General features: G+C 67.6%; 15 protein-coding genes and 1 riboswitch. Of the genes, 10 read left to right on the forward strand and 5 right to left on the reverse strand.

Going from position 1 to position 15,597, the window contains the following annotated elements; genetic code table 11:
- Positions 1–19: 19 nt before the first annotated feature.
- The 5 genes from AB0P41_RS11755 to AB0P41_RS11775 form a co-directional block, all read right to left on the reverse strand.
- Positions 20–4,708: a putative T7SS-secreted protein gene (locus tag AB0P41_RS11755; protein ID WP_365931531.1), complete on the reverse strand. Its 4,689-nt coding sequence runs from the start codon at positions 4,706–4,708 to the stop codon at positions 20–22.
- The gene (locus tag AB0P41_RS11760; protein ID WP_356712613.1) at positions 4,708–5,355 is read right to left on the reverse strand and encodes a hypothetical protein; all 648 of its coding nucleotides are present in this window, start codon (positions 5,353–5,355) and stop codon (positions 4,708–4,710) included. The genes AB0P41_RS11755 and AB0P41_RS11760 overlap by 1 nt, the downstream gene beginning before the upstream one ends.
- Positions 5,352–5,843 carry an SseB family protein gene (locus AB0P41_RS11765; RefSeq protein ID WP_365931533.1) on the reverse strand — a complete coding sequence of 164 codons (492 nt, stop codon included), beginning with the start codon at positions 5,841–5,843 and terminating at the stop codon, positions 5,352–5,354. Before AB0P41_RS11765 ends, AB0P41_RS11760 begins: the two co-directional genes overlap by 4 nt.
- Before the next feature lie 47 nt (positions 5,844–5,890).
- Positions 5,891–6,385 (reverse strand): ATP-binding protein, encoded by a 495-nt coding sequence (locus AB0P41_RS11770; RefSeq protein ID WP_365931535.1) that lies wholly within the window; start codon positions 6,383–6,385, stop codon positions 5,891–5,893.
- Between the two features lie 114 nt (positions 6,386–6,499).
- The gene (locus tag AB0P41_RS11775; protein ID WP_365931537.1) at positions 6,500–7,501 is read right to left on the reverse strand and encodes a MarR family transcriptional regulator; all 1,002 of its coding nucleotides are present in this window, start codon (positions 7,499–7,501) and stop codon (positions 6,500–6,502) included.
- A 549-nt stretch (positions 7,502–8,050) separates the two neighbouring features.
- Here AB0P41_RS11775 and AB0P41_RS11780 point away from each other — a divergent pair.
- From AB0P41_RS11780 to AB0P41_RS11825, 10 genes are all read left to right on the forward strand, one after another.
- Entirely contained in the window at positions 8,051–8,920 is an 870-nt protein-coding gene (locus tag AB0P41_RS11780) for a helix-turn-helix transcriptional regulator (RefSeq protein WP_365931538.1), read from the forward strand.
- Positions 8,917–9,174, forward strand: a complete 258-nt coding sequence (locus tag AB0P41_RS11785) for a DUF397 domain-containing protein (protein WP_365931539.1) — start codon at positions 8,917–8,919, stop codon at positions 9,172–9,174. The genes AB0P41_RS11780 and AB0P41_RS11785 overlap by 4 nt, the downstream gene beginning before the upstream one ends.
- A 147-nt stretch (positions 9,175–9,321) precedes the next feature.
- Positions 9,322–9,452: riboswitch (FMN riboswitch) on the forward strand.
- Positions 9,453–9,616: 164 nt separating this feature from the next.
- A complete protein-coding gene (gene ribD, locus AB0P41_RS11790; RefSeq protein ID WP_365931540.1) occupies positions 9,617–10,717 on the forward strand; it encodes a bifunctional diaminohydroxyphosphoribosylaminopyrimidine deaminase/5-amino-6-(5-phosphoribosylamino)uracil reductase RibD in 1,101 nt (366 codons plus the stop codon).
- Positions 10,718–11,338, forward strand: coding sequence for a riboflavin synthase (locus tag AB0P41_RS11795; protein ID WP_356712628.1), 621 nt, complete (start codon positions 10,718–10,720; stop codon positions 11,336–11,338).
- Positions 11,335–11,979 (forward strand): nicotinamide mononucleotide transporter family protein, encoded by a 645-nt coding sequence (locus AB0P41_RS11800; RefSeq protein WP_356712630.1) that lies wholly within the window; start codon positions 11,335–11,337, stop codon positions 11,977–11,979. Before AB0P41_RS11795 ends, AB0P41_RS11800 begins: the two co-directional genes overlap by 4 nt.
- Positions 11,976–13,262 (forward strand): bifunctional 3,4-dihydroxy-2-butanone-4-phosphate synthase/GTP cyclohydrolase II, encoded by a 1,287-nt coding sequence (locus AB0P41_RS11805; RefSeq protein ID WP_356712632.1) that lies wholly within the window; start codon positions 11,976–11,978, stop codon positions 13,260–13,262. Before AB0P41_RS11800 ends, AB0P41_RS11805 begins: the two co-directional genes overlap by 4 nt.
- A gap of 41 nt (positions 13,263–13,303) precedes the next feature.
- Positions 13,304–13,789, forward strand: a complete 486-nt coding sequence (ribH, locus tag AB0P41_RS11810) for a 6,7-dimethyl-8-ribityllumazine synthase (RefSeq protein WP_356712634.1) — start codon at positions 13,304–13,306, stop codon at positions 13,787–13,789.
- A 35-nt stretch (positions 13,790–13,824) separates the two neighbouring features.
- A complete protein-coding gene (locus AB0P41_RS11815; RefSeq protein WP_031097852.1) occupies positions 13,825–14,097 on the forward strand; it encodes a phosphoribosyl-ATP diphosphatase in 273 nt (90 codons plus the stop codon).
- Between the two features lie 55 nt (positions 14,098–14,152).
- Entirely contained in the window at positions 14,153–15,001 is an 849-nt protein-coding gene (hisG, locus tag AB0P41_RS11820; RefSeq protein ID WP_104790454.1) for an ATP phosphoribosyltransferase, read from the forward strand.
- Positions 15,002–15,041: 40 nt separating this feature from the next.
- Positions 15,042–15,521, forward strand: a complete 480-nt coding sequence (locus AB0P41_RS11825) for a PH domain-containing protein (protein ID WP_356712636.1) — start codon at positions 15,042–15,044, stop codon at positions 15,519–15,521.
- The last annotated feature ends 76 nt before the right edge of the window (positions 15,522–15,597 follow it).

A 15,597-nucleotide genomic window follows, 5' to 3' on the forward strand; every position in this document is an offset into this window, starting at 1 on the left:
TCTGCCTTACCTGCCGTTCTCAACGCCGGCCCCACGGGGGCGGCATCTTGTAATCTCCATTATTTCGAATTATTTTCTCTCCGTCGTTTGTCAGTCGCAGCGCTCGTTCGTAATCCCCAAGGGGGATAGGGTTGTTGCCGAGAGTTGGGTCATAGATATAACGTCCGTCTGTGTATACCTCATGGAAGAGGTAGTCCTCGATATTTGCGCCGCCGCGTTCAGGGATTCTGATGTCGCTGCCTGAGTAAGTTGTGTAGTGCACTATCCTGCCTTCGCCATCTGCTCTTCGAGATATGAAGGAAGCGATATCAGAGCAGTCGATCTCCGGGCCACTGGGGGCCGCTCTCATTGCGTCGGTGAGGTTTCCGCTGGGTGGGTGGGAAGGATTTGGTTCTCGGAAGTCGTAGGGCCCACGCGGGCATGGTGACAGCCCTAGAGGGTCCGTCCACGTATGGGGATTGTGAACGTAGGTGCTGGGGTTTGGTGCAGGCGACAGACCGAGTGGATCAGCGCTGAAGTACCGCGCTGTCTCGGGATCATAATAGCGGTGGAAATTATAGTGCAGCCCTGTTTCCGAGTCGAAGTATTGGCCCGGGAAGCGCAGCGGCATGTATGAGGTGCTGGAGGCTGCCCAGGTGGTCGCTCCCCACAGCGTGGCACGCGTCCGCCATGCGATACACCCTTGCTCGTCGATGAGTTCGCTCGGCGTGCCGACAAGGTCGGTGACGATTGCGAAGAAGCGCTCGTTTATCTCGCTCTGAGGTGTGTCCTTGTTCAGTATGCGTTCCGTCTGGGCAACTGGACGCGTGTCGTGATAGTCCCAGGTCAGCGCGACTGGGTGAGGGAGTGCCGCAGAGTGTGTCACCTGCTCGCACAGAATGGGGCCGTCCCAGGTGAACTCCACCCTTTCTGCTATGCCGTCAGAGGTCAACCGCTGTTTTTCTACACGTCGCCCCAGAGGGTCATAGAGGTAGCGCCAAAGAGTTCTGTCAGGGGTTTCCACGGCGGCGAGACGGTCTTCGGTGCCCCACTGGAAGCGCCAGATATCCGGTTTGCGGGAAATTCGCTGCTTTCTGCGCAACGCAACGCGTCCCTGCGCGTCGTGCTCATAGGTAACATTTCCTGCCCGCGTGATGCGAGTGCCGCTGTAGGCGCGAGGCCCTGTGGCTTCCTGCCCGGGGTGCGAGGTTGGCCAGACCGCACTGATCTGGTTACCCGCATCGTCATACGCGTACCGTTCTGTCCACGTGCCCGCGAGTACCGTGGTCACCCGGCCCGCAATGTCGAGGCCGAAGGTGCGAGTGCCGTTGAGATCGTCGTGCACACTCTTAAGATGCCCATCGGCGCGATAGCCGTAAGCGCGGCGCTGGATGATTTTTCCTTGTGGGCCAGTCACGGATTGGCTGGTGACTCGACCTGTAATGTCGAAGACGTTCTGCAGGGATAGTGATGTGCCGACCCGCCGGACGAGTTCCTGACCAGCTGAATCATATTCGAACTGAAACGTGCGTCCTGCAGTAGTCAGTTCACTGCAACGGCTGGATAGGTCATAATTCCACGTACTGATCGCACCGCTCGGTGTGACACGTCCTGTTCTGCGGCCGAGATCGTCGTAAGTAAACTCAAGTTTCCTGCCGTTAACAGTTTCTGACTTTAGTCGGCCATATCGATCACGCAGTCGCATCAATGTCGCATCTGGGCCGGTAGCCAAAGCGAGTTCATCGAATATGTCGTATTCGAATGTGGTGACTGCGTCAGGTGCCGTCTTGCGGAGCACTTGGCCAAGCGCGTTGCGCTCGTACTCCACAGTCTGACCAATGCCATCGGTACGTGATTTGAGATGGCCTGCGTGGTCGTACGTGTAACTCAGCGTGCGGTTATCGAAGTCAGTCTCGCCCACGAGCCGGCCGGCCGGGTCGTAGTCGTAAGTCCAGGACTGCCCGTGTGGGTTGGTAACCCGTGTCAGACGAAGCCCGGCGTCGTGACTGAACTCGAATCTGACACCATCCGGACCGGTTCGGGCCACCTGCAGATCAAAGTCCGCGTATTCGAAATGGGTTGTCCCGTCGGTCGACGTGGTGTGAGAAATGCAGTTGTTCTCGCCATCGTATATCCAGGACTGAGTGCTATTGTCCGGGGCGACGTGGCGGGCAAGCTTCCCCTCGACTGTCCATTCAAAGCGGGTGATTGCGCCGAGAGAGTCGGTGACTGCGGACAGGCGGCCGAAGGCGTCTCGGACGTATCGGATCCTGGCGCCTGCCCCATCGGTGAACTCAACGGGAAGCCCAGCGGGGTTGCAGCGGATCCACGAGGTGCAGCCTAGGGCATCCGTTGCAGATATGAGATGACCCGAGTCGTTGTATGAGAACCGGGTCGTCGAGCCTGCAGAATCTGTTGTCGAGACACGATTTCCCCGTGCATCGTAGGCATGACGCAGAACGGTGCCGTCTGTTCGACGTACAAGAACGGGCAGGCTCAGAGCGTTCAACTCCATCGTTGTCCTGCGCCCGTCAGGTCGCTCCAGGGCAGCAGGCCGACCTTGCGCGTCGTATGAGTAACGGGTGACGAGTCCGAGTGGGTCGGTGACGGACAGCAGTCGGTGGTATCGGTCGTGTTCGTAGCGGGTGACCGCGCCGAGAGCGTTGACCTTGGCGACGACCTGCGCGCGGTCGTTGATCACATACCGGGTGGTGTGGCCAAAGCTGTCCGTCATGGATGTCATGCGCAGACCGGTGTCGGGGTCGGTGTCGTCCCAGGCAAAGTGGGCCTCGAGGTGACCATTGGTGCCGGTCTGGTAGACGCAGCGGTCGTGTTCGTCGTAGACGTACTCGTACCGGCTGCCGTTGGTGTCCGTCCACGCTGTTATGCGACCCAGTTCGTCGCAGTCGAAGCGTAGGGGCTTGCCCGATGAGTTGGTTACTGCTGTGAGGTGGCCGTCGGTGTAGCCGTAGCGGAGGATCTCTTGATCGGTGCCGTCGGGGGCGGCGCCCGCCAGGTGCAGGGCGGTGACCCTGCCTCCGCGCGTGGTGAGTTTCAGGTGGTAGCCGCCGTGGTGCACGATCGATGTCGGAGCGCCTGCCTCGTCGTACTCGAAGGAGATCCAGCGGCCGTTGCGGTCGTCGATCTGGGCCAGGAGCGCCAGCTCCCCGGTGGGCTGGTCGACGAAGTGACGGATCTGGCCGGTTTCGGGGTCGGTGATGGTGTAGCCGTCGCCCACCCGGTCCAGGGGCCAGCGCCGGCCGTGGGTAGGCATGACGGGAACGCCGGGCGCCGGGTGGGGGTAGGCGAGCAGGCTTCCCTCGTTACAGCTGAAGACCACGCCTTCCGCGTCGATCTCCAGGCGTTGGTCGACCGTGCTCGACCAGCCGGTGCCGAACCAGCGGCCGGCGCGGTGCGAGGAGTCGAAGACGCGCTCGAACACCAGGGGCAGTGATCCCGGCAGCACGATGTCCGTCTGCGGGAGCAGCATGCGCCCGGTCGCGACGTCGACGGGGTCGTTGGCGCACTCGACCTTGCTGCACTGTTGCCCGTTGGAGTCGGGGTTGTTCTCGTGGCCCTGGCGGTTCGGGCCCTTGGGGCGTTCGGGGAGGTCCTTCATTCCGGCCCGCAGGCCGCCCTTGATGAGTCCCCCACCCTTGGTGCCGACCAGCTCCGGCAGGAGCCGGCCGATGAATTCCGAGGGGTCTCCCTTGGCCGCGTCCCAGGCGTTCTTTAGTGCGCGGTCGGGGTTGGCGGCGGTGGAGACGAGGCCGGCGAGCGTCATGTTGACGCCCTTGTAGTACTCGGCCGGGTGCGTCAGGTTGTACGGGTCGGTCGGGTTGACCGAGCGGACGAAGTTCACCAGTCCTGCGGAGGCCTTGATGACACCGCCGCCGACGTGGGCCAGCTCGATGGACTGGCCGATTCCGTAGTCGATGAGCTCCTGCTTGGCCCGGTCCAGGCCGGTGGGCTCCTTCGGAGCGTGCGCCATCGCTGCCGTGATCGTGCCCTTGGCCGTTTCGGCAGCGTCGTTACGCGCCTGCCGGGCGCGCTGGAGGATCTCCTGCGCGTGCCGGCGCTTGGCCGCGCCCGGGTCGGAGAACGTTCCTGGGTGCGGGAGGGGATGGTCGGTGTTGCGGACCGCGTTGTACGCCTCCGCCTTCTCCTTGAACGCGGCAGCAGCAGTTTCGTAGTCCTGCTTGCCCTCCTCGTAGAGGGCGATCGCCTCACCGGCCTTGGCCTGCGCGCTGGTGACCGTCCCCGCGTACGTCTCCAACGCCTTGGCCGCGTCCTCGAACGCGTTCGCCGCGCGCAGCCAGTCGGTGGGCAGCGTCTGGAACTTGGCGCGGAAGGCGTCGGCGGCCTCGCCCTTCCAGTGACCGGAGTCGAGCTTCTTCATCCCGCCGCCGACGAGATCGAAAGCCTTCTGGAAGTCGCGGAGATTCTTCACCGCCGCGCTGATCTTCTCCGGCCTGCCGTGGATCAGCTCATTCGCTTCCTCACTTTGACCGAGCTGCTGCTCCCCGACGTTCGCACCCAGCGAGGATGCCGTCTCATCGCCCCAGTCCTCGACGTTGTCGGCCCACTCATCGGCACCGACCTTTTCCAGCCCCGAGCCGAGCACATCGGTGCCCTTGTCGATGCCCTCGCCGACGACCTCCTTGCCCTTGTCGACGAGATTGCCCGCACCGTCGTAAAGGGCGTCGCCCCACTTCCCCCAGTCGACCATCAGCGACTCTCCCCCCACCGCGGCTGCTCAGCCTGATCGACCGCCCCCTGCGACGGATCCAGGTGCTCCTTCAGCCGCTCATCCACCTCCGAACGCAACGACGGGTCCACCATCCCGTTGCGCTCCATGGAGTCGAGCGCGGCGTCCTCCACGTCGTAGGCGGTGTCCTTCCAGGTCTGGTTCACCTCGCCCTGGGCCTGGCTCATCGACTCCAAGCTCCAGTCCGGGTTGTCGTACGCGGACTGGGTGCTGATCGCGTCCCAGCTCATGCCCTTGACCTCGTCCTCGGTCGCATGCGGATTCCCGTTCAGGGAGTTCACACCGATCTTGATCGAGTCCTTGACGTACTGCTCCTGCTCCGCATACGAACCCGCCGACAGCCCCACCCCCAGGGCGAAGCCGTTCCCCTTCTGCGTCAGGGCCCGCACACCCCACTCCCAGCGGTTGCAGAACGTCTCGAACTCCGACGTCAGCCCGCCATGCCCCAACTCCAGGCCCGACAACGCCAGATCCGAGAACCCCCGGCCCGTCGACGCCTCCCCGATCATGCCAAGCTCCTTCAGCTCCGCATGCGCCAGGTTGATCCCCTTCGCGATCTCCGCCAACGCCTCCGGCGGCACCTGAAGATTCGCGTTCTCCCCGCTCACTGCATCCCCCCGAGATCCACCGCGACCGCGTCCGGCACGATGTCCGCCACCGGCGGGAACAACATGCCGTCCGCACTGCCTGCATCCAGCGCCACCCCTGCCGGCCCCGGCAGCAACGGCACCATCACATCCAGCAACCTGGCACCCAGAACGGCCTGATACGTCCACTCCCGCCCGGCATCCCCACGAGCCAGCGCGAACCGGGCCAACGCCTCCTCATCCGAGAACGCACAGATCCACCGCACACCGTTCTGCTCCGCCGACCACAGATCCCCGGCCTCGTCCAGCGGCACCAACACCGCCGTACGCCGGAACTCACCCAGCAACACAGCAAACTCTCGGCGGGCCGTACGCAACTGCTCCTGTTCGGCCTCTACCGACGTCGCAGCGGGTGCCCGCTCGGGAGGCGGCCCCGAAAGATCGTCCAAGTCCGCCAACCGTGATCGCCTGCGCTGCTGCTCCGGTATCCCGTCCCCACCCGTGGTCATGCGTGGGATCATCACACGCACGGATTTTCGAGTGCAACGTAAATCGCCTACTGGCTGGAATGCTGCTGCCTGGGGCACGGGGCGATTTCCAGGACCGCCCATACCGTCTTGCCCGGACCGTCAGCGCAGGGATACCAGCCCCAGCGGTCGGCCAGGGCGGCGACCAGCAGGAGGCCACGGCCGCCCTCCTGATCGGGTGAGGCCGGGTCGGTGGGAGTGGGCATGCGCTCGCCTCGGGTGTCGGTGACCTCGACGCGGATGGCCGTGCCCTCGGCGGACAGGCGGAGCCGGAAATCGCGGCCGGATACGTGACCGTGGCGTACGGCGTTGCTGCTGAGCTCGGCGACGGTCAGCAGCAACGCATCATGCGCGTCGCTCCCGTACGGGACACCCCAGGCGTCGAGGCGCTCGCCGGCCAGGCGCCGGGCGAGACGGGCGCCCCGAGGCGTGGAACTGAAGCGCAACGTGAAGTGGTGCCAGGGGAAGCGAGCGTGTGGGGCGCGCGTCGGTCGCACGGGGAGAAGCGGCTGCTTGTCGGTCATTCCTCCACACTGACGCCCACTCACTGAAAGTGACCAGGCGTTACGCGCTGTCGCGGCCCGGGTGTACGTGGAGAGGGACGGAGCTGTACGCAGGAGGAGCAGGCTGGAAGGGGGTCAGGGCAGGCGGGTCAGGTCGCGTAGCTGTCCGACCAGTGCGTGGACGTCGCGTTCGGCGGGCGCGATGGCGGGCGTCTCCGGCGGGGCGGTGCGGCAGGGGCGGCAGAGGCCGTCGGGGAGCGCTTCGGGCGAGCCGGGGCGACCGCATTCGGTGCACTCCGCGAGGAGGCGGCGCTTCGGGGCGGCGGTTGTGGCGGGGGCCGGGGTGCTGGGCGCGTGCGGCGGCAGCTTGTCGGTGAGGCGGCGGCGTACGAGGCCGACGGGGGAGCCGACCTGCGCGGGGAGGCCTGCGGTGAGGGCCTGGGTCAGGTAGTCGGCGTCCACACCGCGCGCGAACCAGTCGGCGGCCAGGGGCTCCAGGGCGCGGCAGTCGGCTGCCGAAAGTGCCAGGCGCGTGTCCCGGCGGCCGAGTTGGGCCAGGGCGAGGTATGCCGGAGAGGCTGCGGCCGGTGGACTCACCGAGGTGCGCTGCTTGGGCAATGTGGGCGTGGTGGGAGGAGGCGCGGCGGGCGCGGGTGTGGTGGCAGATGGTGCGGTCGCTCGCGGGGCCGTGTCGGTGGGCGGGGGAGTGGGCGTCGCTTCCGATGTGGAGTGGCTGCCCTCGCTGGCCAGGAACGCGTCCCACCACTCGTTGTCCCGGGCGGTACGCGACCAGTAGGTGCGGGAGACCCAGCGGACCTGGTCGCCTTCGCCGGCCAGGCACCGTACGCGACGCAGATGTCCGGCCACGCCGAGAGCCTTCAACGCGCTGGAGACGGCCATCTGGCCGTACAGGGGCAGGTGTTTGGCCAGCGACTTGATGTCCATGGCCGCACCGTCGGGGAGTCGGTCGACGTATCCGGCGATGTACCGCTCGCGCTCCGGCATCAGGGCGAAGTCGTCTGCCCGGCGGTCGTGTTGGCCTGCTGCGGTTCGTTTGCCGTAGCCGGGGCGCGCTTTCGCGTACGGGCGCGAGGATGCGGGTGCGCGAAGGGCAGGGCTAAGGTGCTCGGTAGCCACGAGATCGTCCGTTTCGATCTTGGGGTGAGACCCCGGCCTGGTGTTTGCGCACCGCGTCGGGGTCGATTCGTTGGGGGCACCGTAAGCAGGCGTGACGGTACGCCGCAAGCTGATCACAGTTAGTCATATCGGCTGGCCGTGACGGGGTGGGGAGGGTGGGGAGGTTTTCCCAAAGCCCTTCTTCTACCTACCGGTTGAACAACATCGCTCGGGTCTCGAAGCTCGCATCCCGACCCCCGAATCCCGAAGCTCAAGCCTCGGGCCCGCGCCCCTGATCGCGTCCTCCCAACGAGTGAACGATCCGATTTCGACGCTCGAAGCTCGGCGCTTGGAAGCCGAGCGTCGGGCCACTCCTTCGATGGAACGCGGCGGGAATGGTGTGCGTGCGAGAGGGCGGGTCGTTACGGTGCCCGAGTGGGACGAGCCGGAGCGGGCGCTGCCTCCCGGGGCCGGTGCCGTCGGTGCGACGAGGCCTTGAAGAGCCGCTTTTCGCAGGCTGGTTGTACGCGATGGGCCGAGGCGTGTACGTACGTGGGACAGGCGGTGGCGATGACGCAGGACGAGGCGGCGGCCATGGACTCGGGGGCGGGCACGTCGCCGGGGGTGCATCCGGAGGGCAAGTCGGAGAACAGTGTGGCAGTTGCGTTCGGGCGGCAGTTGAAGCTGCTGCGGCTGCGGGCGGGGCTGGACCGGGCGGAGTTCGGCAAGCGGGTGGGGTACGCGGCGCAGTCCATCGCGTCATTCGAGCAGGGGCGGCGCATCCCGCAGCCGGAGTTCGTCGACGAGGCGGACCGGGTGCTGGATGCCGGTGGGCTTCTGATGGCGCTGAAGGAAGAGCTGGTGCGGTCGCAGTACCCGGCGTTTTTCCGGGACATGGCCGGGCTGGAAGCCGGGGCCATAGCGCTGTCTGTGTACGGCGTCTACGCGATCCCCGGTCTCTTGCAGACGACCGAGTACGCGCGTGCTGTTTTCCAGATGCGGCGCCCCTTGCTCGACGACGACGCGATTGAGCGTGGACTCTCAGGTCGGTTGGCGAGGCAAGCGATCTACGACCGGCACCCAGCTCCGCTGCTGAGCTTCATCGTCGATGAGGAGGTGCTCCGGAGACCTGTTGGCGGGCAGGCGGTGCTATCTGGTCAGCTGGAACAGCTACTGCTCATCGGCCAGAAGCGTAATGTTGAGATCCAGGTGATGCCGACCGACAGGGAGGATCACGGGGCACTGGGTGGGCCGTTCACGCTCATCGACACGGTGCAAGGGCAGCGCATCGCCTACACCGAAGCGCAAGGTGACAGCCGTCTGTACACGGGCCAAGCGAAGGTCCGCCAGCTCGAAGCCCGCTATGGCATCATCCGATCGCAGGCGCTTACCCCGCGTGAATCTTCGGAGTTCGTCCAGAAACTTCTGGGAGAGAAATGATCGTTCGACGCACTGAACCGACTGCGCCAGAGTTGGAGTGGTTCAAGAGCAGTTACAGCACCGGCGACGGCGGGGAGTGCGTCGAGGTCGCGTGGCGTAAGAGCAGCTATAGCACCGGCAACGGTGGCGAGTGTGTGGAGTTTGCCGCCGAAGCGACTCGCGTGTACATCCGCGACTCCAAGCAGGTCAGGGGCCCCGTGCTGACCGTCGGGCCAGATGCGTGGGCCGGGCTCGTTAGGCTCGCCGCCAGCTGAGCAACGTACGAGGCGGGGCCCCGCCGCGTCTCAGGCCTGGGCCCCGGCCACTACCTGCGCAACCGCACCCACGCTCTGTGACCCGCCCCACAGAAGTCACCCACATGGACCGCTCCCCTCCGTGGCACAATGACCGTGTACCAGTAGCAGCGCACTCCGGGGTCGGTGTAATTCCGAACCGGCGGTTATAGTCCGCGACCCGTCCGCATCCAGCGGCCGGTTGACCAGGTGAGATTCCTGGACCGACGGTGAAAGTCCGGATGGGAGGCAGTGCGCGGCGGGCCGTCACAGGTACGCCGCCGTCGGCGGATGTGTTCCGGGAAGTAGTCCTGGGACGCCCACATCCGTGTCTTCGGTTTTCGGCGTTCCCCTGTTGCGTTCCGCTTCATCTGTCGTCATCGACAGGCCCCGGAGTCCGTGCCCGAAGAGGCAGGAGGACCCGGTGGCCACCGCAGCCGAAAGAACCGCCATGCGGCGGGCGATCACGCTCGCAGCCCGCGGACTCGGCGCCACCAGCCCGAATCCGGTCGTCGGATGCGTCATCCTCGACGCCGCCGGGGAACAGGCCGGTGAAGGCTTCCACCAGCGCGCCGGAGGGCCGCACGCCGAGATCCACGCCCTGCGCGAGGCCGGCGAGCGGGCCCGGGGCGGCACCGCCCTGGTCACCCTCGAACCCTGTAACCACACCGGACGCACCGGTCCCTGTGCCCAGGCGCTCGTCGAGGCCGGCATCAGCCGTGTCGTGTACGCGGTGAGCGACCCGAACCCGCAGGCCACCGGGGGTGCGGACACCCTGCGCGCCGCAGGTGTCGACGTGGAACAGGGCCTCCTCGCCGAGGAGGCGGAGGCCGGTAACACCGCCTGGCTCACCTCGGTCCGCCTCGGCCGCCCGTACGTCCTGTGGAAGTACGCGGCGACCCTCGACGGCCGTATCGCCGCCGCCGACGCCACCAGCCGCTGGATCACCTCCCCCGAGGCCCGCGCCGACGTCCACCGGCTGCGCGCCGAGGCCGACGCCGTGGTGGTCGGCTCCGGCACCGCCCGCACCGACGACCCGCAGCTGGGCGTACGCGGCCTCGAGGGCGCCGTTCAGCCGCTCCGGGTGGTCGTCGACACCGGCGCCACCGCCGTCCGCCCCGGAGCCCGGGTCCTCGACGGGTCCGCGCCCACCCTGATCGCGGTCGCCGACGACGCCGAGGCCGGCCATCTCCCCGAGGACGCCGTGCTGCGCCTGCCGCGCGCCGCCACCGGGCCCGGCCTGGACATCGACGCGCTGCTCGCCGCCCTCCACGGCCGCGGCATCCGTTCCGTACTCCTCGAAGGCGGGCCGGTCCTGGCCGGCTCCTTCGTCGCCGCGGGCGCGGTCGACACCGTCGTCGGCTACCTCGCTCCGGTCCTCCTAGGCGCCGGCCCGGCAGCCCTCGCGGACGCCGGAATCTCCACCATCTCCCAGGCGTTGCGCCTCGATGTGACCGAGACCGTCCGTATCGGCCCCGATCTGCGCATCACCGCCGTCCCCGTTCCTGCCCGGAAGGGAAACTGAGTGTTCACCGGAATTGTCGAAGAACTGGGTGAGGTCACCGCCGTCGAGAAGCTCGACGACGCCTCCCGCTTCCGACTGCGCGGCCCCGTCGTGACCGAGGGCGCCAAACACGGCGACTCCATCGCCGTCAACGGCGTCTGCCTCACCGTCGTGGACCTCGGGGAGAACGAGTTCACCGCCGACGTCATGGCGGAGACGCTGAACCGCTCCAGCCTCGGCGCGCTCGCCGTCGGCTCCCGGGTCAACCTGGAGCGCCCCATGGCCCTCGGCGGCCGCCTCGGCGGCCACATCGTCCAGGGGCACGTGGACGGCACCGGTCACATCGTCGAGCGCAGGGTCTCCGAAAACTGGGAGATCGTGAAGATCTCCCTGCCCGCCGGTCTGACCCGCTACGTGGTGGAGAAGGGCTCGATCACCGTCGACGGAGTAAGCCTGACCGTCGTCGACGCCGGCTCCGACCACTTCACCATCAGCCTCATCCCCACCACCCTCGCGCTGACCACGCTCGGCATCAAGGAGCCCGGCGACCCGGTCAACCTGGAGGTGGACGTCCTCGCGAAGTACGTCGAGCGGCTGCTCGGCCACGGCGTCGTGCCCGGAGCAGGGGAGCCGGTCGCATGAGCACCGTCGACTGGCTGAACTCCGAGGCGTTCACCGCCTTCGGGCAGCACATCATCTGGTCGGACATGCTCGGCAACACGATCGGCCTGATAGCTCTGGCCCTCGGCTGGCTCCGCTCCGTCTGGACCTGGCCGGCCCAGCTCCTGTCCGGCGTCGTCCTCGTCGCAGCCAACGTCTCCGTGCAGCAGGCGGGCAGCGTCGGCAAGCAGCTGATCGTCATCGCCGTCGCCGTGTGGGGCTGGCAGCAGTGGACCCGCGGCCGGCAGAAGGCGCAGGACGGATCCATCGCCGTGCGCTTCGCCACCTGGCGCGAGCGCGCGTACCTGCTGGGCGGCGCCGTCGTCGGCACCCTCGCGGTCGGCGGCCTCTTCACCGCCTTCCCCTCGCTCTCCTGGAGCCCGTGGGCCGACGCGTACATCTTCGCGGGCACGCTCGTCGCGATGCTGGCGCAGGCCCGCGGCATGGTCGAGTTCTGGTTCGCCTGGCTGCTCGTCGACCTCGTCGGCGTACCGCTCAACTTCCACAGCGGACTCGCCTTCTCCGGTCTCATCTACGTCGTCTACGGCGCCCTCGTCCTGTGGGGCATGCGCGACTGGTGGCTGCGTACGCGGACACCCGCTCTGGAAGGAGCCACGGCATGACTGCCCAGCCCACCTGGTTGCACGACCGCACCCTGGATGACCTCTCGCTCGACCCCGTCGAACAGGCGATCCGCGACATCGCGGCCGGACGGCCCGTCGTGGTCGTCGACGACGAGGACCGGGAGAACGAGGGCGACCTCGTCATCGCCGCCGAGAAGGCGACCCCCGAAATCATCGCGTTCATGATGAGCGAGTGCCGCGGTCTGATCTGCGCGCCCATGGAGAGCGACGAACTGGACCGCCTCGGACTCCCGCAGATGGTCACGCACAACACCGAGTCGATGCAGACGGCCTTCACCGTCTCCGTGGACGCCTCCGCCGCGCACGGAGTGACCACCGGAATCTCCGCCGCCGACCGCGCCACCACGCTCCGGATGCTGGCGGGCGGCAGGGCCGGCCCCGGTGACTTCGTGCGCCCCGGCCACGTCTTCCCGCTCCGCGCCCGCTCCGGCGGTGTCCTCGTCCGCAACGGCCACACCGAGGCCGCCGTCGACCTGGCCCGGCTCGCCGGGCTGCGCCCCGCGGGCGCCATCGTCGAGATCGCGGGCGAGGACGGCGTCATGCTGAGGCTCCCCGAGCTCGTCCCGTTCGCCCGCAAGCACGGCCTCACGATCATCTCCATCGAGGACCTGATCGCCTACCGCCGCAGCTCCGAGCCCACCGTGCGCCGCGAGGCCGAGGTCCGGCTGCCCACCACCTTCGGCGCCTTCACCGCGTACGGCTACCGCTCCATCGTCGACGGCGTCGAGCACGTCGCACTCGTCCACGGCGACATCGGCGACGGCGAGGACGTTCTCGTCCGGGTCCACTCCGAATGCCTGACCGGGGACATCTTCCAGTCCCAGCGCTGCGACTGCGGCCCCCAGCTGCACACCTCCATGGAGCGCGTCACAGCCGAGGGGCGCGGGGTCGTCGTCTACCTGCGCGGGCACGAGGGCCGCGGCATCGGACTGCTGTCCAAGCTGCGCGCGTACGAACTCCAGGAGCGCGGCTCCGACACCCTGGACGCCAACCTCGAACTCGGGCTGCCCGCCGACGCCCGGGACTACGCCGCCGGCGCCCAGATCCTGAGCGACCTCGGCGTGCGGACCCTGCGGCTGATGACCAACAACCCGGACAAGACCGCCGCCCTCGTACGGCACGGACTCAAGATCACCGGGCGCGAACCCATGCCCGTACAGGCCGGTGAGCACAACCTGCGGTACCTGCGCACCAAGCGGGACCGGATGGGGCACGACCTGCCCTGGCTCGACGCCGCGGCGTCGGCCTGCGGCAACCAGTAAGCACCGACGCACACACGAACGCGCGAAGACACAGGAGAGACATGAGCGGCAAGGGCGCACCCGAACTGTCCGTACGCAACTGCGGAGACCTGCGGGTGGCGGTGATCGCCGCCCAGTGGCACGAGAAGGTCATGGACGGCCTCGTCGACGGGGCCCTGCGCGCCCTGCGTGACCTCGGCATCGACGAGCCGACGCTGCTCCGGGTCCCCGGCAGCTTCGAGCTCCCGGTGGTGGCCAAGGTCCTCGCCGGCCGTGGCTACGACGCGATCGTCGCCCTCGGCGTGATCATCCGCGGGGGCACTCCCCACTTCGAATACGTGTCCCAGGGCGTGACCAACGGGCTCACCCAGGTCACGGTCGACACCGGCGTACCCGTCGGATTCGGCGTGCTCACCTGTGACGACGAGGAACAGGCCCTGGACCGCGCCGGACTCGAAGGCTCCAACGAGGACAAGGGGCACGAAGCGGTCACCGCCGCCGTGGCCACCGCCGCCACACTGCGCACGGTCAGCGAACCCTGGCGCTGAGCAGCGCTCCCGGACCCCGTATTCTAAGGACCATCATGGCCAACAAAACCTTCGAAGAGCTCTTCGCCGAGCTGCAGCTCAAGGCCGCCGACGGCGACCCCTCCACCTCCCGCACCGCCGAGCTGGTGGACAAGGGTGTGCATGCCATCGGCAAGAAGGTCGTCGAGGAGGCCGCCGAGGTCTGGATGGCCGCCGAATACGAGGGCAAGGAAGCCGCCGCCGAGGAGATCTCGCAGCTGCTGTACCACGTCCAGGTGATGATGGTCGCCCGCGGGATCTCCCTCGACGACGTCTACGCCCACCTCTGAGCCACGCCCCGCACGTCCCCTGAACCATCCCTCCGCACAAAGGAAACCCGATTTCATGCTGCGCATCGCCGTCCCCAACAAGGGTTCACTCTCCGGGCCTGCGATGGCGATGCTCCATGAGGCCGGCTACCAGCAGCGCAAGGAGTCGAAGGAACTCGTCCTGGTCGACCCGACCAACGAGGTCGAGTTCTTCTACCTGCGCCCGCGGGACATCGCGATCTACGTCAGCTCCGGCCGCCTCGACATCGGCATCACCGGCCGCGACCTGCTGCTGGACTCCGGTGCCGAGGCCGAGGAGATCCTCCAGCTCGGCTTCGCACGCTCGACGTTCCGCTACGCCACCAAGCCCGGCACGGCCACCGGCCCCAAGGACTTCGGTGGGATGACGATCGCCACCTCCTACGAGGGCATCGTCGCGGCGCACCTCGCCGACGCCGGCGTGGAGGCATCCGTCGTGCACCTCGACGGCGCGGTCGAGACCGCCATCGAACTCGGTGTGGCCCAGGTCATCGCCGACGTCGTCGAGACCGGCACCAGCCTGCGCAACGCCGGGCTCGAGGTCATCGGCGAGCCCATCATGACGTCGGAAGCCGTCGTCATCCGCCGCAAGGGCGCCGACGCCGAGGACCCCAAGGTGCAGCAGTTCCTGCGCCGTCTCCAGGGAGTCCTGGTCGCCCGCACCTACGTGATGATGGACTACGACTGCCGGGTCGAGCACCTGGAGCGCGCTGTCGCCCTCACCCCGGGCCTGGAGTCGCCGACCATCTCCCCGCTGCACCACGAGGGGTGGGTCGCCGTGCGTTCCATGGTCGCCTCCAAGGAGGCCCAGCGGATCATGGACGACCTCTACGAACTGGGTGCCCGCGCCATCCTCACGACGGCCATCCACGCCTGCCGCCTCTGACGGCCGGACCATCAGCACACCGAAGGACGACAGCGCCGCCATGTCCGCCCCCGCGCCCCGGCCGACCGAACTCCCCGCTCTCCCGGCCACCTTCAGGCCCACCCTCACCCGAGTGGTCCTGCTGGCCGTGGGGGCGGCGATGTTCGTCGTGATCACCGCGGTCGCGCTGATACTGGAGAACCTCAGCGCGGGGGAGCGGACCAGCTTCGTCTTCGTCGCCCTGCTCTTCTTCGGCGTCCTCGCCATGCTGAGCAGGCCCCGCGTCACCGCCGACGAGACGGGCGTCACGGTGGTCAACATCACCCGCACCCGCCGACTCGCCTGGGCCGAGATCCTCCGCGTCAACCTGCGCGCCGGAGACCCGTGGGTCTTCCTCGACCTCAGCGACGGCACCAGCATGCCCGTCCTCGGCATCCAGCCCGGAATCGCCCGGGAACGGGCCATCAGCGACGCCCGCACCCTCCGCGCTCTCGCCGAATTCCACGGCAGCGGAGTGAACGACGCCACGGAGAACGGCTGAGCCCCCTGCCCCGTACGCCCCGATCCCGATTATTCTGGATCCGGTGGCGCACCGGGTGCGCCCCGCCCCGCACCAG

It is taken from the genome of Streptomyces sp. NPDC079167, from assembly GCF_040686735.1.
Classification (GTDB): Bacteria; Actinomycetota; Actinomycetes; order Streptomycetales; family Streptomycetaceae; genus Streptomyces.

Coding starts and splice junctions, on each gene's coding strand:
- AB0P41_RS11755 (WP_365931531.1), bottom strand. CDS start 4,708: ATGGTCGACTGGGGGAAGTGGGGCGACGCCCTTTACGACGGTGCGGGC.
- AB0P41_RS11765 (WP_365931533.1), bottom strand. CDS start 5,843: ATGACCACGGGTGGGGACGGGATACCGGAGCAGCAGCGCAGGCGATCA.
- AB0P41_RS11770 (WP_365931535.1), bottom strand. CDS start 6,385: ATGACCGACAAGCAGCCGCTTCTCCCCGTGCGACCGACGCGCGCCCCA.
- AB0P41_RS11780 (WP_365931538.1), top strand. CDS start 8,051: ATGACGCAGGACGAGGCGGCGGCCATGGACTCGGGGGCGGGCACGTCG.
- AB0P41_RS11785 (WP_365931539.1), top strand. CDS start 8,917: ATGATCGTTCGACGCACTGAACCGACTGCGCCAGAGTTGGAGTGGTTC.
- AB0P41_RS11800 (WP_356712630.1), top strand. CDS start 11,335: ATGAGCACCGTCGACTGGCTGAACTCCGAGGCGTTCACCGCCTTCGGG.
- AB0P41_RS11805 (WP_356712632.1), top strand. CDS start 11,976: ATGACTGCCCAGCCCACCTGGTTGCACGACCGCACCCTGGATGACCTC.
- ribH (WP_356712634.1), top strand. CDS start 13,304: ATGAGCGGCAAGGGCGCACCCGAACTGTCCGTACGCAACTGCGGAGAC.
- AB0P41_RS11815 (WP_031097852.1), top strand. CDS start 13,825: ATGGCCAACAAAACCTTCGAAGAGCTCTTCGCCGAGCTGCAGCTCAAG.
- hisG (WP_104790454.1), top strand. CDS start 14,153: ATGCTGCGCATCGCCGTCCCCAACAAGGGTTCACTCTCCGGGCCTGCG.
- AB0P41_RS11825 (WP_356712636.1), top strand. CDS start 15,042: ATGTCCGCCCCCGCGCCCCGGCCGACCGAACTCCCCGCTCTCCCGGCC.